Below are 20,580 nucleotides of genomic sequence, written 5' to 3' on the forward strand. Positions count from 1 at the left end.
TCTGCCGCCTCCCCTTTACCAGGCGTAGTCTAGCCGAAGTCCGATCAGCGGCTCGGCTTCGCTGTCGTCCTCCACGTTGACACCCCTGCGGTAGTCGAACTCGGTGTCGTCGGTAGACGCCGCCGACGTAACGTTGATGACATCGAGAAAGGCCGTTACATCGATGGGGCCGAATGCGCGCCGATAGTCGACGCGAGCGTTCAGCAGGCCATAACCGGGCTTGCGGCCGACATTGCGCTCGATCGTCTCTCTCGAGTAACGCAATGGTTGTCCGGGTCCCAGCACATCCTCGTAAATAATGAAGGCGTCCTCCGGCCTTCCGGACAGATACTTGTAGCGCCCGGCAACCTTCCAGCGGTCCGTGATCTCCCATGTCAGCCCGAGAGTGGCAACATGCTCGCGACTGAAGTCGTCGGGGACGGCGCCCCGGCCGTCCTTACGGTCCACTTCCGCATCGTTGTAGGAGTAGGTCGCCGTTGCGTAGAGGCCTTCGCGAATCGTGCCCTTGACCACGACATCGAAGCCGTAGGACGTGCCATCGCCAATGTTGGCAAACGTTCCGCTCGTCCGATCCAGGTCGACCACGAGATTGGCGAGATCCTGATGATAGGCTTCCGTCAATACCGACCACCTGTCGTTCGCGAAGTACTCGAGGCCTAGACTCCAGTGCGTGATTTTCTCGTTCTCGAGCGTGTTCGCCTCGTTGGCCGCGAGGTCCAGGTACCGGGGCGACTGATGGAAGAGCCCTGCAGTGCCGAAGTATCTGACGCTTCGGCTCGGCTGCCAGTTCACCCTGAACCTGGGTGACACGAGGCTTTCGTCCGTCAGGCCATCCCGCTCGAGCCGTATGCCTGTGCTGATATCCCACGAGCCGCGCATGAAAACCTGATCCACGTAACCTGCGTAGTTCGTCGCTTTCCGGTTCAGCGTGGAGTCGATGCTCTCTGGAGTCAGCACGATGTAGCGCTGCTCAGGGTCCGGTCTGAAGTCATCGGCGTCGTAGACGTACCGGGTCCAATCGCCATCCAGCACGGTGCTGTAATCAAGTTCGATCTGCGTGAGCTGGACGCCTGCATTGAACACGCCCCATCGATTCTCCGTCCCGAAGTCGCTTCGCCAGCCGATCTCGGTCTCGTCTTCCGTCACGGTGACGATGTCTTCCCGTACCGGAAAGCTGGAAGCGGGCGATCCGGCGGGTACCAGATCGGGATACGCTTCGCCCTCCGAGCTGATCTTGTTGCTGGCACGGTGGTAAACCCTGTTGGTCCAGACAGCGTCCTCGCCGATCAGCGACCGTAGGCTAAGCCCGTACAGATCGCTGTCTTGTTCGGAATCCAGAAGCGATACATCTTCGAAATTTGGCGACTCGAAGACGTGGGTCACGTCGCGAGTGAACGTCTCGCGGGTATCGATGAGCAGCACTTCGAGCGTGTTGGACGGGTTGATCGGCACGGCTGACTTGACGATGACGTCCCGCAACACCGGGTTTCCGATGTCCAGTTCCTCGATATCTTCGAAGAAGGCGCCGAAATCCAGTCGGCGGGCGGAAACGAGCACAGTGGAATCTTCGGTGATGCCGGCTGGCCCGTCGTAGCCGACTTCATAGCCTGCGAGGTCGAAGCGCAGGCTGGCTGACGGGCTGGGACTGCCGTCGGCGACTTCGAGCTTGAGCAGCGATCCAGCCCGGCCGTCATACGCAGGGCCCCACCCACCCGGGGAGAACTCGGCGCCGCTGATGACGTTCGGTGCGAAGATCGAGAAACGGCCGCCACCGCCGACGTCCTCGTCCTCGCCCAGTGTCGCGTCGAAGTGCACCGCTTTGTCGAAGGGAAGTTCGTCGACGAGAATCAGATTATCTCGTGGCCCCCGGCCGCGCACACTGAAGCTTGCGAACTCGCTGGTGGAAGCCAGGCCAGGCAACCCGTCCAGCGAGAGGAGCGGATCTGCACCACCGCCAACGGCACTGCTCAGTGCTTCCCGATCGAGATAGGTGCTGGAAGGTGATGCGAATGCATCAAGCGCCCGCGCTTGAACCACTACTCTTTCCAACGTCGGCGTTCCAAGTTCGAGTTCGATCCTGGAGTTCTTCCGCGTAATGACGCGTACGCTTGGCTCGTATACCGGAGCGAACCCGACCTTGGTGACGTTTACCGAATAGAGGCCGGGATCAAGCTGCTCAACGACTATGCGACCTTGTGCATCGGTTTCGAGAGATCGCGCCAAGGCGGTTTCCCGTTCCGTGATCGTGACCTGCACGCTCGAAAGTGGCCGTTCGGTGTATTGATCCCTGACGATGATGGTCAGGGCGCCGGGCGCCTCCGCTGCGTGGGTGGACAGGGAGAATCCGATCAACTGCGCGGAAAGAGCAAACCACAACGCCCGTCTCACGTACCCGGCCATATCGCGCTACCCCCAAGAGTTGGCTATGTCACTTGATGAAGCAGCGCGAAACTAACAACGCAAATGTCGCCAAAAGGTCGCCACTGCACCGAGCGGTGCGCTCAACTGCCGGGCCGGCGGCCATAGCCCGCCATCGCGCGCAGCCCTTCTGCATTCGGACTCAAGAAGCTGCGCGCCTTCAAGTGACCGCTACCGGCCAGGAGCCGACGTTCGCCCTGGTGTCCGGGCGAAAGTCCCGGCTGCGTTAGCGTTCTGGACGGTCGTTGCGACCGGGAGTGCCATCGATGCGAAGGAAGCTGGTTCTACTGTTCTGCCTGCTCTCAGCCCATCCCCTGGTGGCGTCCGCGTTCCCCCATGGCGGCCCGGTGATAGACATGCATGTGCATGCCTTTCCCTTGGACCTGCCTCCGGGCACTGCGGCCTGTCCCGGTGACCATGGGGTGACCAGCCCGCCGATCGACCCCAAGGAGCCGCTCGATTTCGCCAAGTTCGCAACCTGTGCGAGCCCGATGCTTGTACCCGACAGCGACGACGCACTGCGTGACGGCACCATTGCCGCATTGCGCCAGCATGGAGTGCGGCGCGCAATGACCGAAGGTGCGCCGGATAGGGTCGCCGACTGGCGCCGTATCGCGCCGGATTTGATCCTGCCCGGAGTGGGCTTCGGCAAGCGCCAGGATCTGTCCATCGCCGAATTACGCCGCCTGCATGCCGCCGGCCAACTGGCGGTCCTGGGCGAGGCATATATCCAGTACCGCGGCTTGCGCCCTGACGACCCCCGGTACGAGCCCTATTTCGCTCTCGCCGAAGAACTAGACATCCCCGTGGGCATCCATCTGGGCGAAGGCCCGCCGGCGACGGCCCGCGTTCCCGGCCACGAGAGCTACCGCGCCAGCATGGGCTCGCCATTCCTGCTTGAGGACGTGCTGCGCAGGCACCCGAAGCTTCGCATCTACGTGATGCACTACGGTTCGCCGCTGATCGACGAAATGATCGCGATGATGTTCACCTACCCGAACCTGTACGTGGACGTGAGCTGCAACAACTGGGGATTTCCCCGCGCCCAGTTCCACGACGCACTCAAGCGCATGGTCGATGCCGGTTTCGGTCAGCGCATTCTGTTCGGTACCGACCAATTGTATTGGCCGGACGCAATCGGGGAAGCGATCAGGTCGATCGAACAGGCGCCGTTCCTCGACAATGCGCAGAAGCGCGACATCCTGTACAACAACGCGGCACGTTTCCTGCGTTTGAGCGAGCAGGAAATCGCAGCCGACCATGCGACATCCTGAGGCACCAAGGCGGGCACATGCTTGCTGCGGGGTGATTGGACAACACGCCCTGGACGTAGTCCATTCCACCTCATTGCCAATCTCCGCCATGGGTCGATAGCGGAGGTCGACCCCACCTCGCTAGCGTCTCCACCGACCCGCAAACAAAAAGGCCCCGAGCGATCGGGGCCTTTGTGGGCGCGGGCAAATCACGAAAACCCGAGACCAATGTACCCAGTGTGCTTCTCCCCAGCGTCGTCCGAAAAGATGAAAAGCGCCTGCGAGGGATAGATGAAAACGTCAGCGGACGTTCCGGAATACGGTCGGTTCTGGTCGAAAAGTGGGCACTTGCGCCTGCTCCAGCCTCCGTCTCCGTCTCCGCTCAGCGACGGCTATCGGCCAGAAGTGGACATCGGCTCGACATTGCGGGATATCGCTTCGCGAGCCGGATCAGACTGCTCGAACTTCTCAATGGCAGTCATCCACACTCCCTGCACAGATTAACGTCCGCTTTGGGTCGGAAGGGGACGTTAGCACCGGTCCCGGTGCCCAGGTAGCCACCGATGGCCGCTATCGGCCATAAGCGGCCATTCGCCAACGCCTGAATTAAGCCGAGCCGCGAAGCGACTTCGGCTTGAATGAATTGTTGGGCTGCTCAGAACTGCTTTGGCGCCCATATGGAAATTGAATCACCGGGACAGGCGACCACCAGCCACGTTTGATCCCCGGAGTAGGACTGCCCCGCCTGCCAAGGCTCGTACTGTTCATTGTGTCCGTTGACATACAGTACCGAGCCGTCGTCAAACGTAACGAGGAGATGGGGAACTGGCTGGCACACCTTAACGTCAACAACAGTCTTGTGACGTAGGGAGATGATGCACGCGTACTCTTCCTCGTCGCTAGTGGGGCCGAGTACGTCCGACTCTGTCGCAGGAAGCAGGTCCGGCAGAGAGGGAAATACGCACCAAGCCGACGCTAAGTTCACGTAGGGCTCGCCCATCGGCTTGCCAGGGCTTGATTGGAAAAGGATCTGAGTGGTTCCGAACCTCAATCCACTGGGCTGCTCTCCGATCAGCAAATGCCTCAGAACTCGGGTCGCTTCTGCTGCTGCCAGATTGCCATTGTCCATTGGTGAGCAGCCTAACGCCTGAGTTAAGCCGCACCGCGGAGCGGTGTCGGCTTGAATGAATTGTTAGGCGGCACGTGTGGCACTAGCCGCCCCAGCCTCGAACTGTAGATGCTACCGGCAATGGTGCAGGCTCATCCGAATACCCGACAATCTCCAGGCCGACAAAGTTTCCGTTCAGCGCGAAAACAAGAACGCCTACCTGCTCCCCTGCTGGTGTCTCGCCTATGGCGTCAGCTACCAGATCAGCGATCTCACCAGGCTTGAGGTGTCGGAACTCAACAGTGGCGCATCCGCACTGGCACCTTCCGACAACCTGAAGCGAGTCGATCTGTTCCAACGACGGCATGTCAGCGCCCTCTGCTGGAGCGGACTCAAGGGCGCGCGCCAGCACTGCACGCTCCTGGGAGGATATGCCCCTAACAGCGATCGGTGATCTTGCCATGCAGCCTAACTCCTGAATTGAGCCGAGCCGCGAAGCGGCTTCGGCTTGAATGAATTGTTAGCCCCCGGACCTGCCGGCCGTACGCCAGCGGCAGTCGAGTGTAGGGATCCCTAACCCGTTGCGCAAAGCCATAAGCCTCCCCCAAATGGGGGAGCCGGAGGGAGCGTGGATGTCCGATCCGGCGACGCGCCTGCGTCAATAGTCTGAGCTGTAGTCGACGAGCCCGGAACACACGCGCAGCGGCTCACGCCTCTCCTTGGCACTGTGGAGCCGCCGATGCTCGTCAACATTCCGCTACTCGATGACCTGCTGGACCGGCATGCCGAGGTCCTGGGCAGCGACTTCGACGCCTACCGGAATCACGCGTACCGCGTGGTCAACTTCTACCGACTGCTCGACAAGAATGAATTCGAAGATGTCGACAAGGTGGCCATTGCCGCCGTCTTCCATGACATCGGAATATGGACAGCCGGCACCTTCGACTACCTGCACCCGTCGATCGCCGCCGCGTCCGAGTACCTGCGGGAGATCGACAGGGAATCCTGGCACCAGGAAATCGCCGCGATGATCGACCATCATCACAAGCTCACCGAATGCGCAGTAGCGCTTCCCCATTCTGTCGAGCTGTTTCGCCGTGCAGACTGGATCGACGTATCGATGGGCTGGGTTAGATTCGGACTGCCACGCTGCATCGTCGCACCGGTGCGCGCCATGTTTCCGGGCTACGGATTCCATCGCTTGCTGACAAAGCTCGTGCTGAGGAGGGCCGCCCGGCACCCGCTAAGTCCGCTTCCGATGCTGCGCTGGTGAGGTACACGCTGTACCGGCGCGGTGCTCGCAGGCGCGACCGTCCTCCCCTGCTTGCGGCCTCGTTGCCCAGGGTCTCGCGGTGGCCCCATCGTGCGAGGCAGTTGCGGCCACGCGGCTTTCGACTGCCAGGGCTCGAAGAGCAGGACAAGCGCGTTACGTCACCCCATAGGGGGGCTCGGTACGGACGCAATTGGGGGTTTTCTGCTTGCGGGTTCCAGCGCAGCCTAGTTCTGGGCGCGCCCTTGGACGCTGGACTTCCGACCCGATCCGCGGGCTCTGATCAACGCACTCCGCTTCGGCCGGCCGTAGGACGCGCCGGCGTTACCCCTTTGGACCTGCCGGCTGTCGCCGCCAATCAGCCCTCCCCTTCCTGCATCGGAGGCGACGGCCGTGCAGGGGCATTTGCAGCCGGAACGGCCGGCAACCAACCAACAAAGGAGATTGTCGTGAACTCACCCTCAGCAAAGACTCGCGTGACTGGAAGATCCTTGGCTCTGGCAAGCCTGACAGCACTCGCCGCCCTGATGATCGAGCCCGCACAGGCGCAGGAGACGCGGGACACCAAGCCGGCCATGCCGGGTCTCTCCCGGCAGCCCAGCGCAGCCGCCCAAGGGGCCCTCCTTGACCCCAACGACACGGTTGTCCTCTTGCTCGATCACCAGACAGGCCTGTTCCAGACAGTCAAGGACGTTCCCATCCGGGAACTGCGGGCCAATACCGTAGCGCTCGCCAAGATCGCCGAGCAGGCCAGGATGCCGATCATCTACACGGCGTCGGAACCCGGCGGTCCCAACGGCCCGATCATGGATGAACTGGCGGCTGCTGCGCCCGGCGCGAAGTACGTTGGTCGCAAAGGGGAAGTGAGTGCTTGGGACAACGACGACTTCGTCAAGGCAGTCGAAGCGACGGGCCGCAAGACGCTGGTCATGGCAGGCGTGTGGACAAGCGTCTGCGTCGCATTCCCCGCGCTCCAGGCGAAGGCCGACGGATACAAGGTTTACGTGGTGATGGACGCCTCGGGCGACGTCAGCGAGATGGCGTCCGACGTCATGCTCGCCCGGATGACGCAGGCCGGAATCATTCCGATGACCACCAACACCATGCTCAGCGAGTCCCACCGGACCTGGAACCGTGCGGACGCCGCGAAGTGGGGCGCGCTCTACGCCGAGCTCGTGCCGAACTACCGTGCAGTCGTTGAGAGCTACAAGAAGGCTCAAGACGTCGCCAAGGGGTCCACGAAGTAACTTTGGCAAGGCTGACACGACGCCCAGATCGGTCGTAGGCGGCATCGCAGCGGCATTCATCGCATCCACGGGGCCGTCATCATGAATGTACATTTCTGTCGCGGCGCTGTGGCGCCCCTGCTCCTCCTGGTGCCAGCGGCCGTCACGGCGCAGGAGCTTGCAGACCTGGTGATCTACAACGCCGAGGTCACGACTCAGGCGAGCGGCAGCCCTGAGGCTTCTGCCGTTGCAGTAAAGGGCGAGAAGATCCTGGACGTCGGATCCGACCAGAAGATTCTCGCCTTACGCGGCCCGCAGACCAAGGTGGTGGATGCGGAGGGTCGGCGTCTGATACCGGGCCTCAACGACTCGCATTTGCATCCTACTCGCCAGGCGCGCTACTACGCGGCTGAACTTCGGTGGGACGGCGTTCCTACCCTGGAGCAGGCACTCGAAATGGTGCGCCAGGTCGCGATGACCACGCCGCGGGGCCAGTGGGTTCGCGTGGTCGGTGGCTGGTCGCCGTATCAGTTCGTTGAAAAGCGCATGCCGACCCCCGATGAGCTGACAAGGGTGGCGCCGAACACGCCGGTGTTCGTTCTCCACCTTTACAGCGGCGCCATCTACAACAAGAAAGGCATCGAGGTTGCAGGCCTGGAGGCTGATACGCCTGCGCCCGAAGGCGGCACGATCGAGAAGAGCGCGGACGGGCAGCCGACCGGGCGCATTCTCGCAACGCCGCGGCCGACGATCCTCTACCAGGCTGTCGGCGCACTGGGCGAGTTGCCCGCCGATGCCCAGGCATCGTCAGCGCGCCATTTCTATCGCGAGCTCAATCGCTTTGGCTTGACCTCGGCCATCGACGCGGGTGGCGGCGGCCACATGTATCCGACGCAGTACAAAGCGTCCATCGACATGGCGCGAACCGAGGGGTTACCACTGCGTATCTCTTACTACCTCTTCGCGCAGAAGGCGGGACAGGAGCTCAAGGACATCCAGAGCTGGGTCGAAAGCGAGCGTATCAACGCCAACCTGGATGCGCACAACGAGAGCGGGCTCGTGCTGGAGGGCGCCGGCGAGCAACTCGTGGCGTCCGCGGGGGACTTTGAGAACTTCCGTGCCGAGCGCCCCAACCTCGACGCCAACCCGAAATGGCGCGAGGAACTCACCGCCGCTGTCCGCACGCTCGTGCAGCGTCGCTGGCCGATCCGCATCCATGCCACCTACGACGAGTCGATCGATCGGATCCTGTCGGTATTCGAGTCGGTCGACCGCGAGGAAAAGGCAGCAGGCCGTCCTGGCTTCAGTGACCTGCGCTGGGCGATCGACCACGTCGAAACGATCCAGCTCCCGCGGATTGCACGCATCAAGGCGCTTGGCGGCGGCGTGATGATCCAGAACCGGATGGCCTTTGCCGGTGAGGAGTTCATCGAGCGCTATGGCCAAGGGGCAGCCGGGCACGCACCGCCGATCCAGCAACTGCTTGCAGCCGGCATTCCGGTAGGTGCTGGCACCGATGGCACCCGCGTTTCCAGCTATAACCCGTGGTTGTCGCTGTACTGGCTGGTGTCCGGCAAGAGCGTCGGTGGAACACAGCTGCTGTCGGAGGCCAATCGTCTCGATCGCGCAAAGGCGCTTGAGCTCTTCACGTTGGGCAGCGCCTGGTTCAGCGGCGATGAGGCGGTCAAGGGACGCATCGCGCCAGGGCAGTACGCCGACATGGCACTGCTGAGCGCCGACTATTTCACCGTGCCGGAAGAGAGCATTCGCCGGATCGAGTCGGTGCTCACCGTCACCGGTGGCAAACTCGTCTATGCGGCCGGCCCCTACAAGAGCCTCGTGCCGCAGCTCGAGCCGATCCTTCCGTCCTGGTCACCGGTCAGGACGTTCGGTGGCTACTACGGCACGCCGGGGAAGTGACATGACAATCGACCAGACGATCTCGATCGTGGCCGCTTCCGGCCTTTAGGGGTCATTTGGCACCCAGGGAGGCCGCAGTCGGCGCGGCCGGTGCCGCGAGTGCCTCGCTGAACTTCGGGCCGTTGCTGAAGATGAAGTACACGTGCAGCGACTCGCCCTTGGCCACCACCGTTTCGTGCTCTGTCTGAGTGGACTGGCCCAGGCGGCACGTGCCGCGCCCTTGCGGGTCGGAAGCAACGCCGATCTGGACTTTGCCCGCCGGCACCTTGAATCGGGCCGTCTCGGCATCTTCCAGGCGCGCCGCCCAGCGACCGTTGATGTACACCGCCGCGTAGCAGGCGCTGGCCTCCCATGCCTTTCCGCGCGTGATCTGCAGCGTGGCGTGCGGTCCACGAATGGGTTCCTGGTATGCCAGGACATTCTCGGCCGGCGCGTCGGTTGCCGGATCAGCGGGCACGCCGGCGGCACGCAACGCGAGCATGGCGGCCTGCTTGTCCGCCGCGGCCTTCACCTCCAGTTCCGCAACCCGCGCCCTCTGTGCTTCGGAATTGCTGTCGCGATACACCGCGACGGCCTTTACTTCGCCGCTCTTCTCTTTCAGCGTCCGCGTTTCGTAACTGTCGGGACCCAGGACGCGCACCACGTTCTGGTACCCGAATGGCAGGTCGAACACCATCGTGTCGGCATCGACCACATGGCCGGTCGCGTTGGGCGACTTCGGCACATCGAAGACCACGTCGCCCGGGTTCTTGCCCGGCAGGATGCGCATCCGCGGCAGTTCCTGGCCGTTCGGGTAAACGCCGGTCTCGACCATCACCTGCCCGGGCACTTCCCACTGGATGGACCGGGTGCGACTGGCGTAGCCAGGCCAGCCACTGACGTCCTCGCCGCTGAAGGTCTTGCCCACCAGCTTGGCGTATGGACCCCACACCGCGGGGTCGGCTACCGCGCTGGCATCCTGCGCACGCGCGTGCAATGCCAGTACCGACAACAGTGCGATCGCACCGGCTTTGATCAGTTTAGACAGCATGAATCATTCACCTCCGGCCAAGGCTTCGCCGTTCGACACGAACAGGCGGGTCATTTCGTTGCGGAAGCTCGCATCGCGCGCTTCGTTGCGTTTCAGTAGCGACTTGCGCTCGCCTGCGGTCAGGTTGCTGACCGGCTGCGCCCGCAATGCGCCCGGTTCGTGCGCGCGGTACACCATCAGTCGGCATCGGCCTGCGGTGCGGTCGATCACCGGCGACTCGATCGGATACAGCTCGCCGTCCGCGGTCTTCTCGGCCACCGGCACCGCGCCGCCCTGCTTGAGGAAGCCGCCGTAGATGCGATCAGGAAGGTTGTCCCACATGCGGATATCGGCCTTGGGCTTGGTCGCCGAGCTGACCAGGATCGCCGCGATGCCCACCACTGCCAGCGCACCGGCAGCACCGGAATCGCCGCTGCTGATCGCGACGGTCGCACCGGCGACGCCCAGTCCGGCCACCGTATCGCTGCCCTGGCGGAAACTCGCCTTGCCATCGAGGATCACATCGATCTGGCGACCGCCCAGCGTGCTGGCCTGCCAGCCGACATCGGCCAGCACCGGCAGTTCCTTGCCGTTGGCCAGCACTGCAACAAACGGGTTGTCGCCAGTCTGCAGGGTCAGTGCTTCACCATAGCCGCCCGTGGCGGTTTTCACCGGTGCCATGCCCGACTCCACCAGCACCAGCGTGTTCACGCCCGCGCCGGGTGCCTTCAGGCCTTCCGGCTGTTGCGTGGCGGCGCGCTGGTAAAGGTCCTTGGCCATGCCGGTGTCGCCCGCGCAGGTCGACGCCCATCCGGCCATCAGCGACATCAGGCCGAAGTCGCCGGCGTACTCCTCGTTGTTCGAGATCGTGTCCTGGTACTCGGCGGCGCGGAAGCTGGCGCGCGCGTTCTCGTAGTCGCCCTCCGCCATGAACAGCAGGCCACGGTAGTAGTACGTCATGGTGCGTTCGTACGGCTCGCCCTTGAAGTCCTTGACTCCCTCCGACGACCACATCGAACGCGCCTTCTTGGCCGAGTCGGAGTTGGCGTAGATCAGTTCGATGCGCGCCAGGCTCGCATCGAATGCGCGTGCCGCCACATCCAGGTGCCCCTGATCGATCGCCTCCAGGCCCAGGCGCTGCAGGTTCAGCACTGCGCCCCACTCGCCCTCGGCCAGCAGCGTCTCGTAGTACTTGCGAAGACTTTCGGGCACCTGTTCGGCGGCGGCGTCCTGCGCCACTGCAGGCGCGGCCAGGGCGATCGCGGAGAGCATTGCGATTCGAACCGCGTGCATCAGGCGGCGGGGGATCATCGCGCCACCGGCATGTCGGCCATCCGGCGCCCGGTTTCCCGTGCCAGGACCCGCGCGGTGTCGGCGCTGGTCGGCGCCGGTGGCGCGGCGCGCTCGAACCCGCCGGCGCCGGCCACGTAAGGCAACACCCCTGCATCGTCGACATCGGCGGCCGTATCGAAATCCAGCAGGATTTCGCCGTTGGCCACCGAGCGCAACGACACGTGATAGCGCCGCCCGGACTGGACCTGTGCATCGGCCACGCTGCTCACTTCCATCAGGTAGTCGGCGTGCCCGATCAGCGCCTGGGTTTCGATCGCATGGACGTTGGGACGATCGCCCTGGACCGACTTGCCGGCCAGGCGCGTGGCCAGGGTGCGATCGATGAAGCGCACGCCGCCCTGGCGCAATTGCGCCATGAACTCCGACTGCATCGCCCGCTCGCCTGCGGACAGCGATGTCCGCGACGGGGCGTCGCCTTCGACGAACTTCTCGCTGCGTTGCTGCAGCTGCGCGCTGCCACCGGCGACTGCCACGCCCACCGGACCGGAAGCGCTGTCGACCACGCCGTCAACCTGTGCCGCAGCACCCTGGACGCGACGGTCCAGGGTCTCCACCTCGCGGTAGCGGGTGTTCACTTCGCTGTCGAGCTCGGCGTCCCAAAGCAGCATCACGCGGTTTCGCGTGCCCAGCTTGCCGCGCAGCACCGACCACGGCGTCACCGCCTGCGGCGCCGATCGTGGCGTTGGAGCCAGGACCTGTGGCTGGCCTGCACGCATCTGGGCGGCGGCATCAGCCGTGAACATCAGCGCCACCGACACGGCGCAGGTCATCGCAAGGCGCATGGTCGACTCCCGGATCAGTTCGGCGCCAGTTCGATGTAGTAGTGCGCGACCTTCGCCGTCGAGAACGACGACTCCTGGTACACCGCCATCCCGCCGGCCGGCAGGAAGACCGTGCGCCATGCCGACACCGGCTCTGCCGGCGCCATGGCCTGGTCCAGGAAAGCGGTGCGCGCACGCACGGTCATGCCCGCGCCGGTGCAGTTGGCGAGGCGGGCATTCACCTGCACGGTGCCGCCTTGCGTGTTCTGCGTGCTCAGTTGCTGGACGATCACGCTGCGATAAAGGCCCGCATCGCTCATCAGCACTGCGTCGGCAGGGATGTCCGCGACCGACCCATAGGCCATGGAGGTCAATGCCGGGCCGCCGGTCAGCGCGTTGGCCTTGAGGGCCTTGTAGTCGCACTTGAGCAGTGCCTGCGGGCGGGCGTTGGGCGTGGTGGAACAGCCACTGAGGCTCAGCGCGAGCACGGCGGCGGAGCACAGCAGGGAAGCGGTGGGTTTCATGGGATCGAGTTCCTTTGGAGGTTTGTCGAGTGCGGAACCGGCGGGCACGCAGGTGCCATGCGATGGCCGGCAATCGCCGGCGGCGCGTGCGTGATGCGTGGCGGGTCCCTTGCAGGCTTGGGTCAGCGGTAGACCACGTCGTCGGCGGCGGCACGCTCGAACTCGTACATGCCCGTCCAAACGACCGCACCGGTTTCCGCATCCACCAGTTCGAAGGCGATCTGGTTGTAGCGCTGCACCACGCCACTGCGCGGGTCGCGGGCATCCTGGGTCATGATCGCGCCGGCCAGGAAGTAGTCGACGCCAGCCTGGGCACCGGTCATGCCGGTGGTACCCACGTCGGTGACGCCCTCGCGCTTGAGCTCGCGCTGCTTGGCCACCATGCCGGCGTAGCGCTGGCCGATGAAGGTCATGCGGCCCTGCGAGGCACGGTTGAGCTCGGTCATCAGGCGCTGGGTGATCATGCGCCGATTGATGATCTGCGAGCCCTCGTTATGGAACTCCTGCTCGTCGACCAGGATCCGCGGCGGCTTGCTGAGTCCGTTGAGGAACCCGCTCGCGAACAGGTCGCGCGCCATCTGGTTGGTCATCGATTGGATGTCGTGGGCTTCAATGCCCACGCCGGTGACCAGCCCCTTCTGCGACGGGTCCAGCTCGCGCGTCTGGACGCCGTTGCGGTTCTCCAGCTTGCGTTCCCGCGCCGCGGCGTCCGCACCGGCCAACAACAATGCCGCAACCGCCAGCCACAGGCTGGCCCGAATGAATTTAGTGCTCAAGATTCCCCCTGATTCATGACCCGTCCGGCAGTCATTGCGATATCACGCAACTGACCGGGTGGCGCTGCCTCCCCACGCGGGCAGCGCTGAAGTGGATCACGCAAGCAGGTGGGAGTCGCTTCCGAAGTACTGAAAACTTCTGAAAAGTTATGAACTCCGGGGTATGCGCCGCGATTATGCGACGTGCAAGTGCAAACGTTGCCGCAGAGCGTCAGGCATCGGGCTGCGATCGCGGGACTTACTCATGGCGAGCCCGCGTTACCCACCCAGGATCGTCATTCCGATTCAGTGCCCGGGAGCACGCGCGACGACCACCTGCCGGCGCCGAGGCTCGAGGATGATGCGTTCGCGAGCGTAGTCGAAAACCACGTTGAATCGCGCCAGGAAACGGGCGCCGAGACGGCCGTTCTGTCCGGCGGCGATTACCTCCCGGCCGGTGGCGTACTCGACCGGCGTGGTGATGGCGGCGCCGGCAAGACCGAGGTGAACGGGTGCACCTGTCGTGTAGGTGGCGCGACCGCCCACGAAGCACGCCTCACGCCCGCGTCCGCCGGGCGGCGCTTTGATGGCCGGGCTCGACCCCGGAAACAGCGTCATATTGATGCCCGCGCCACTGTCGACATGCAGGCGGGCTCGATAGGGAGCGCCCGTTGACGGAGCAACCCTGGCGTCGATGAAAGGCTGGCGGCCGGCGATTTCCGCGGACACGATCCGGCCGCTGCCGGTGTAGTGATAGGTGTCCGGATCGTGAAGCGTGACTGTTCCCTTGTCGCGGTTCACCTCCACCGTGAAGCGGCGGAACAGGGCGTGGCCGATCACACCGTTGAACGGCGCCATTCTCTGCTGTTCGCCCCTGCAGTCGAGGCTCTCGGCCGGGATGGCAAGCGCTGTCTGGTTCTCCAGCACCACGCCGCCAAAGTCGATAGCCAGCCCGTCCTGCCTGGCGCCGACGGGTGCAGCAAGGTCGTCGGGCGCGCCCAGGCGGCGCACGCCACGCATGTCGAGGTCGAGATGCGTCGTGCGCTGATCCGCGATAAGCGCCACGACCGAGGCGCCGGTGTCGAGCACGAAGTCGATGGAAGCGCGGCCGTTGACGCGCGCCGGTAACAGCACCCAGCCGTCGACGTCCTTGTAAGGCAAGGTGAGGGGCAACGGCTTCGTCACTTCAGCCGCCGTGCCGTTGTTGGCGAGGTAGAGGCGCGCAAGCTCCACCTGGGTGCAACCGGCAAGCGAGAGCGAGGTGGCGAGCGCGAGGATACCGATCGTCAGGCGGTGCATTGTTGGGTGCTCCTGGTTGGTCGATGCCGGACTGCGCGGCCGGTCCCAGTACCGCCCGGTCTACGGTGTCGGCACGCAGGCGCGGGCTGCGCCGGTTCAATCGTTATCGCTACCTGCCGGGCAGTTCGCGGCGATGCGGCGGCTGGACATGGTCATCTGCATGCTCACCGGCTCGGCGCCTGGCACGGGCGCCAGGGTCATGCTCATGTCCATCGTCATGGCGGTGGGCGAATACGTGCCCGACTGCTTGAGATTCGACCTGAACCCCTCGTTGTTGCAGGTGCCTGAGATTGCGAATCGCCCACCGCCGATGTTCCGTTGCGTGAACTGGCAACTGGCATCGTTGAGGACTTCGCCCAGCTGCCGTTCGAGTGATTCCTCCTTCGCCTCGGCCGACGTGAGGCATTCGCGCGTCGTCTCAACGCCCGAGCCGTCGCCCGGGTAGCTCACCCGAACCTCGTACAGTCCGGGCAGGAACATTGCGTCGGCGAAGGCCGCGCCCGCGGCGCCAAGGGTGATTGCGCCGACCAGGCCGGCGGCAAGCGTCTTCGCGTTCATCGCGTGCCCCCCTGCTGGACGGGTGCGGCAGCCCGGCTCGGCACCGCCATCCGTTGTGCGCGCACTGCGCGGAACCGCCAAGCATCGGCCTGGCGCAAGGCAAGGGTCTGGTTGTGGAACTCGGCCAGCACTTCCCGGCTTCCCTGCGCACCATCCCTTTCGATGCTCGCGCGCGTATCCACCAGCGCAAGGTCCGGCGTGAGCATGTCGATGTTCTCGACCCGCGTGACATGCCGCGCCCCGGCGGGCCGCCGGCCCATCGTTTCCACGAAGTAGCGCTGCACGGCGTCACGCCCCTGGACGACTGGAAGGCTGCCCATGCGCAGGCTGCCGTCAGCGGCGTAGAGCGCGGACACCGCCGCGGGGTCGCCGCTGTCCCAGACGGCATCCAGGTCGGCGGCGAGCTTCTCGAGCGCGACCCGGTCGGCGTCGTTGGGCTGGGCCGCGCAGGCGGCCTGGGCCATGAGGGCCGCCGCGGCGGCCAGGAGCAGTTTGCGCATCATCGGTTGGGTCCTCGGGCGATTCGGATGGCGACACGGCTGTGTCGATGAGAGGATGCTAGGAGCCATCGCAGGACCTCGCGAGCGCGCTTCGACGGGAACACGCAGCCTGTCGACAAAGCCCGGGCGCGTCGACGAAAGTCCGGAATGGCGAGACGAAAACCGGGTCCCGTTGACGCCGTTTCGCTAAGGTCCAACCGTTGGGAAACGAGGGGCAGTGATGGAAAGGTTCAGCGCGGACACGCGACAAGCTGCATGGTTGGGCTTCAGTGTCTGGACGGTGTCATGCGGGCTGTTCGTCCTGCCTACGTACTTTGGCGCGGGCGAGTTGCCGGCACGGGTCCTCGAACACGTCGGCGCGCTCTACGTCGTCGGAATCGCGCTCACCACGCTGATACACCTCGCCGCCGTGCGTGTCCGGGATCGCTCGATCGCGACCAAGCTGATCACCATGTTCGTCGCCGTAGCCGTCGCTGCGATTCTTCTCGGAGTCGCGGATTTCACGGCCACGTGGTGGCTGCGCCTGGCCGCGCGGGATGACCCGTTCGCGACGATCGCCAGGACGCTCAACAACGTCGTGGGGTATTTCTGGCTCTACGGGCTGATCGCGGCCATCCTCGTCGTCATCCAGGTCAACCGGACGGTGCGCGAACGCGAGCGCGAACTCGCCGATGCGCGTGCAGCCGAGATCGAAGCTCGAGCGCTCGCGGCGAAGGCCGAGGCCGCGGCGAGCGCCGCGCGGCTGGCGGCACTCACATACCAGCTCAATCCGCATCTGCTCTTCAACGCACTGAACGCCGCCTCTTCGCTGGTCGTCAACCACCGCAACGAACAGGCCGAAGCGCTGCTCGCGAAGCTGTCCGCGTTCCTGCGCAGCACGCTCGTCACCGATCCGCAGAGCACGGTGACGATCGGGCAGGAGCTAACCACCGTCGAGACCTATCTCGACGTCGAGGCGGTCCGTTTTGGCGAACGGCTGCGCGTCGTGCTCGACTGTCCGCCCGAGCTCGAGGACGCGCCTGTACCGAGCTTCCTCCTGCAGCCGCTGGTAGAGAACGCGGTGAAGTATGCGGTGGCGCCGACCCGGCACGCCGTGACGCTGCGCATCGCCGTGACGCAGGACGGCGACGACCTCGTCGTCACCGTCGAGGACGATGGCGATCCGGCCAAGGTCACGGATGTGCGCAAGGGGACCGGCGTTGGTCTCGCCAACGTGCGTCAGCGCCTCGACGTACTCTACGGTGAGCGGGGCACGCTGCGAGCGGGGCCGCTACCGCATGGGTTCCGTGCCAGTGTGCGTTTGCCGCTCGCGCCGGCGGATGCCCTGACTGCGGAGGCAGGATGAGCCGGCTGCGCGTGCTCCTCGTGGACGACGAACCACTGGCGCTGGACCGGTTGGTCGCCCTGTTTCGCCAGCTTCCAGACGTCGAGGTCGTCGGCACCGCGGGCGACGGGAAGGAGGCAGCCGAGGCGATCGCGGCACTCCGGCCCGACCTGGTGATGCTCGACGTCCAGATGCCGGAGAAGAGTGGGCTTGCTGTGGCCGCCGACCTGGCAATGGAGGAGCGCCCGGAGATCGTGTTCGTCACCGCCTTCGAGCAGTTTGCACCGGACGCCTTCGAGGTCGATGCGACGGACTACCTCCTCAAGCCGGTGCGCTTTGACCGGTTGCGCCAGGCCGTCGAACGTGCCAAGCGCCGCCGCGCACTTCGCGAAGCAGCGGCTACGACCGCAACCAGCAGCGCGGGCGCCTATGACGAAGTGATCTGGGTGCAGGTCAGGAACGGATCGCGGCGGGTACCCATCGACACGATCGACTGGATCGAGGCGGCACGCGACTACGTGATGCTGCATACCTCCACCCGCAGCCACATCCACCGCGCGACGATGAGTGCACTCCAGCGCACCCTTGATCCCGCCGGGCTGATGCGCGTCCACCGTTCCGCCTTTGTCCGCCCCAGCCTCGTCACCGGAGTCCAGCGGCACGCCAACGGCAGCACTACGCTCACCCTGCGCGACGGCGCCAACGTGCCAGTCGGACCGAACTACCTCGACGCGGTGATCGACCGGCTGAAACTCACCAAAGTTTAGAGAATCCCCGCATCCCGGGACTGCCCGCTCTCGGCCAGAAGCGGTCGCTCACCAGCCAACCTTGAAGCAGATTTGATCAGGTAGAACAGGTCGCTGTTCTGCGGGTTGCGCTTACAGGATCTGTCCGGTTTTCATGTCAACAGTGTAGGTTGCGCCGCCGGCGCACACTATCTCGGATACCCTCGCATCTTCTGATCTTTGCACAGCCAATACCTCGCCGCATGGCTTGGATCGATCAGCAAGAAAGGCGCGAATACTCTCTAGCGATCTCTTGCGAAGCTCAGGCGCCGAGCGCGGATCATTAACGGCGCCCATGATTGAAAGCGTAGCTAACGTCGCGACCTCGCTGGCAATCTGGGCTGTTATCCGCTGTGCTTCGACAACTGGAATCCGCGCCGCTTGCGCCTCTGCAGCCAATTGGGCCGCCATGGCTTCCCTTGCGGCAGTTTCCGCATCTGCCTCCTGGGATCTCGCGGTCGACCACGGCGCCAGCAATGCGAATAGGAGAGCAAGCCAGCCTGTCTTGTGCATTCTCATTACCTCGCACTGCGCCTGAGTTGACGCACCACAAAACGCGGATGCAGTTGAGCGCTCTATCCAGCTCGAAGTCAATGTGGCCGCAGCCGGCGCGTCGCGCAACGTCCGCTTTGGGTCGGAAGCGGACACTCAATTCCATTCGCTCAAGGCTTTGAACACTTCCCTGACCATAACGATCAGAGCGAGTCCGACCACAACGTAGAGTATCCATGGCTCATCAATTCGCCTGGACAGCCATCTCGCAATAAGAATTGCAGCGAACGCGACGATCACGTTCCTGCGGAAGATCGGATGCTGGTTCTGCTCGCGCATCGCCTTTGTCATGCAGATGGCCGCTTTGGGTCGAAAGCGGACATTAGCACCGGTCCAGGGCCTCCGCCCTCCCCAGTGTCCGCTGCCGGCCACAAGCGGACCTTCAAGGCTGGAGACGGCGGGCGTCGACCAGCGCCGCTTGTTATTTCTCGCTGGTACGCGTGATCTCAACCGAGCCGTCGTCGTCGATGATGGCGCCGTAGAGATACGTCGCGGATTCGTACTCCACCAGCCAAAGCCCAGACTTGTTCGTTGTGGCTTCGGTGAACCTGAGATTCGCACACGCTGCCCTGTCCAAGGCGCAATGTTGCGTCATGGCAGCATCGGCCAACTCTTTGGCCTTCTCCGAGGACAGATCCTCACGGCCGCAGCCAGACATCGCCGCGACCGCTATCGCCGCAAGGAATGCGCTCTTCATGATCAGCATCCGCCAATTCGCAAGAAAGAAAGATCCCTAGATCGTATCGATTCGCGTACCGCGGTCGAATGACCGCTATGGGTCGGAAGCGGACATTAGCACCGATCCTGGCCTCCGCCCTCCCCAATGACCGCTATCGGCCATAAGCCGTCCAGTGCAGATTCCAGCAATTCAGGAGGTGCGGTCCAGGAACCCAGGGTACTCGCGCGCCACCGCAGGCTGGATGATGTCGCCCACGGAAAAGGCATCAGATGTCGATGATGCCTCGCCGCGCCGCTACGGTGACAGCATGGGTGCGGTCGGCTACGCCAAGCTTGGCGAACACGTTCTTCAGGTGTCCTTTCACGGTTTCCTCGGACAAGCCAAGCTCACAGGCAACCTGTCTGTTTCCCTTCCCAACCGACACAAGGCACAGGATCTGGATCTCACGTCCGGTCAATGGCTCGTCTACGACATGAAGTGCGATCTCGTCGGCGATATCACGATGTACGTGGCGCTGCCCACGGTGAACATCATGGATCGCATCGATCATGTCGGTTCGAAGACCGCTCTTGAGCAGGTATCCGACTGCACCTGCCCTCAGCGCGCGAACCGCCTGGACGTCGCCTGCGTAGGTCGTGAGGACGATGATCTTGGCTCCGGCGTGAATCGAGCGAATTTCGGCAATAGCGTCGACGCCGTTCATCACGGGCATCTGCAGATCCATCAGCGTCACGTCTGGTAGCAACGAGCGAAAAAGCTCGACGGCTTCGCGGCCATCGCGAGCTTCGCCAATCATCACCATGTCGGCCTGGTTCTCAAGGATGGCGGCAACGCCATCCCTCAGCACCGGGTGATCGTCGACTACGAGCACGCGGATCTTCGAATCGCTCATCGGTTGAATTCCCATGCAGAAGAAGTACCCAACTTCACGTCCGCCAGGTTTGTGCTTCGAGCCGGCTCTGCCGGCCGGACGACTATAGCTTCCGAGGCCCCCAGCACCCTCATGGCCGGGTCATTCCGATACTTGCATTCTCGACCCGTGAGGCATGCCGATCACCGCGAGATAGTGGTGACAGCAGGGCGGACCGGGCTGTATCGCCCGCCCACTGGCGGATTCCGGCCTGCGGGCCAAGCTGATAGTTATGCCGCTTCGTGGCGGGCCATCTTACCCTCGATCGAGGTGTTTACACGCCCCTCATCCAGGGCCTTCTGGGCCTGCCGGCCCTATCGGCGGCGCCATTGATGTCGTGGAAGCCAACAGCGTGGTTCCGCCACACGCTCTACCG

The 20,580-nt window shown here is 64.0% G+C and carries 20 protein-coding genes; 7 read left to right on the forward strand and 13 right to left on the reverse strand.

The features are described from left to right. Positions 1-15: 15 nt before the first annotated feature. Positions 16-2,376 carry a TonB-dependent receptor gene (locus HIV01_RS11485; RefSeq protein ID WP_200607229.1) on the reverse strand — a complete coding sequence of 787 codons (2,361 nt, stop codon included), beginning with the start codon at positions 2,374-2,376 and terminating at the stop codon, positions 16-18. Between the two features lie 308 nt (positions 2,377-2,684). Between HIV01_RS11485 and HIV01_RS11490 the strand changes: the two genes are divergently transcribed. From HIV01_RS11490 to HIV01_RS11510, 5 genes are all read left to right on the forward strand, one after another. Beyond that, a complete protein-coding gene (locus HIV01_RS11490) occupies positions 2,685-3,692 on the forward strand; it encodes an amidohydrolase family protein (RefSeq protein ID WP_200607231.1) in 1,008 nt (335 codons plus the stop codon). Between the two features lie 1,184 nt (positions 3,693-4,876). Further along, positions 4,877-5,233 carry a hypothetical protein gene (locus HIV01_RS11495; protein WP_200607233.1) on the forward strand — a complete coding sequence of 119 codons (357 nt, stop codon included), beginning with the start codon at positions 4,877-4,879 and terminating at the stop codon, positions 5,231-5,233. Between the two features lie 285 nt (positions 5,234-5,518). Beyond that, a complete protein-coding gene (locus HIV01_RS11500; protein ID WP_200607234.1) occupies positions 5,519-6,052 on the forward strand; it encodes an HD domain-containing protein in 534 nt (177 codons plus the stop codon). A gap of 488 nt (positions 6,053-6,540) precedes the next feature. Then, positions 6,541-7,296: an isochorismatase family protein gene (locus HIV01_RS11505; protein ID WP_245156786.1), complete on the forward strand. Its 756-nt coding sequence runs from the start codon at positions 6,541-6,543 to the stop codon at positions 7,294-7,296. Positions 7,297-7,377: 81 nt separating this feature from the next. Next, positions 7,378-9,195, forward strand: coding sequence for an amidohydrolase (locus HIV01_RS11510; RefSeq protein ID WP_200607236.1), 1,818 nt, complete (start codon positions 7,378-7,380; stop codon positions 9,193-9,195). A 52-nt stretch (positions 9,196-9,247) separates the two neighbouring features. Here the strand turns inward: HIV01_RS11510 and HIV01_RS11515 are convergent, their stop codons facing one another. The 8 genes from HIV01_RS11515 to HIV01_RS11550 all read right to left on the reverse strand — a co-directional run bounded on the left by HIV01_RS11515 (position 9,248) and on the right by HIV01_RS11550 (position 15,957). Next, entirely contained in the window at positions 9,248-10,225 is a 978-nt protein-coding gene (locus tag HIV01_RS11515) for a hypothetical protein (RefSeq protein WP_200607237.1), read from the reverse strand. Between the two features lie 3 nt (positions 10,226-10,228). Further along, positions 10,229-11,476: a hypothetical protein gene (locus HIV01_RS11520; RefSeq protein WP_200607239.1), complete on the reverse strand. Its 1,248-nt coding sequence runs from the start codon at positions 11,474-11,476 to the stop codon at positions 10,229-10,231. A gap of 35 nt (positions 11,477-11,511) precedes the next feature. Continuing rightward, positions 11,512-12,339 (reverse strand): hypothetical protein, encoded by an 828-nt coding sequence (locus HIV01_RS11525; RefSeq protein ID WP_200607240.1) that lies wholly within the window; start codon positions 12,337-12,339, stop codon positions 11,512-11,514. 14 nt (positions 12,340-12,353) lie between these two features. Then, positions 12,354-12,842, reverse strand: coding sequence for a putative periplasmic lipoprotein (locus HIV01_RS11530; RefSeq protein ID WP_200607242.1), 489 nt, complete (start codon positions 12,840-12,842; stop codon positions 12,354-12,356). Positions 12,843-12,964: 122 nt separating this feature from the next. Next, positions 12,965-13,618: a penicillin-binding protein activator LpoB gene (locus HIV01_RS11535; RefSeq protein ID WP_200607244.1), complete on the reverse strand. Its 654-nt coding sequence runs from the start codon at positions 13,616-13,618 to the stop codon at positions 12,965-12,967. A gap of 285 nt (positions 13,619-13,903) precedes the next feature. Then, the gene (locus tag HIV01_RS11540; RefSeq protein WP_200607246.1) at positions 13,904-14,896 is read right to left on the reverse strand and encodes an aspartyl protease family protein; all 993 of its coding nucleotides are present in this window, start codon (positions 14,894-14,896) and stop codon (positions 13,904-13,906) included. A 96-nt stretch (positions 14,897-14,992) separates the two neighbouring features. Then, entirely contained in the window at positions 14,993-15,454 is a 462-nt protein-coding gene (locus HIV01_RS11545; RefSeq protein ID WP_200607247.1) for a DUF3617 domain-containing protein, read from the reverse strand. Next, complete coding sequence (locus tag HIV01_RS11550) at positions 15,451-15,957, reverse strand: YybH family protein (protein ID WP_200607249.1); 507 nt, start codon at positions 15,955-15,957, stop codon at positions 15,451-15,453. Before HIV01_RS11550 ends, HIV01_RS11545 begins: the two co-directional genes overlap by 4 nt. A gap of 217 nt (positions 15,958-16,174) precedes the next feature. On the opposite strand from HIV01_RS11550, the gene HIV01_RS11555 reads away from it, so the two are divergent. Both HIV01_RS11555 and HIV01_RS11560 read left to right on the forward strand, forming a co-directional pair. Beyond that, positions 16,175-17,299 (forward strand): sensor histidine kinase, encoded by a 1,125-nt coding sequence (locus HIV01_RS11555; protein WP_200607251.1) that lies wholly within the window; start codon positions 16,175-16,177, stop codon positions 17,297-17,299. Next, a complete protein-coding gene (locus tag HIV01_RS11560) occupies positions 17,296-18,045 on the forward strand; it encodes a LytR/AlgR family response regulator transcription factor (protein WP_200607252.1) in 750 nt (249 codons plus the stop codon). The genes HIV01_RS11555 and HIV01_RS11560 overlap by 4 nt, the downstream gene beginning before the upstream one ends. A gap of 111 nt (positions 18,046-18,156) precedes the next feature. Here HIV01_RS11560 and HIV01_RS11565 read toward each other — a convergent pair whose 3' ends face one another. The 4 genes from HIV01_RS11565 to HIV01_RS11580 form a co-directional block, all read right to left on the reverse strand. Further along, positions 18,157-18,576: a hypothetical protein gene (locus tag HIV01_RS11565; RefSeq protein ID WP_200607254.1), complete on the reverse strand. Its 420-nt coding sequence runs from the start codon at positions 18,574-18,576 to the stop codon at positions 18,157-18,159. Positions 18,577-18,711: 135 nt separating this feature from the next. Further along, a complete protein-coding gene (locus tag HIV01_RS11570) occupies positions 18,712-18,894 on the reverse strand; it encodes a hypothetical protein (RefSeq protein WP_200607256.1) in 183 nt (60 codons plus the stop codon). 142 nt (positions 18,895-19,036) lie between these two features. Beyond that, on the reverse strand, positions 19,037-19,312 hold the full coding sequence (locus HIV01_RS11575) for a hypothetical protein (protein ID WP_207526940.1): 276 nt from the start codon (positions 19,310-19,312) through the stop codon (positions 19,037-19,039). Between the two features lie 247 nt (positions 19,313-19,559). Beyond that, positions 19,560-20,186, reverse strand: a complete 627-nt coding sequence (locus HIV01_RS11580) for a response regulator transcription factor (RefSeq protein WP_200607260.1) — start codon at positions 20,184-20,186, stop codon at positions 19,560-19,562. Between the last annotated feature and the right edge of the window lie 394 nt (positions 20,187-20,580).

This window comes from Lysobacter arenosi (assembly GCF_016613475.2).
GTDB classification, from domain to species: Bacteria; Pseudomonadota; Gammaproteobacteria; order Xanthomonadales; family Xanthomonadaceae; genus Lysobacter_J; species Lysobacter_J arenosi.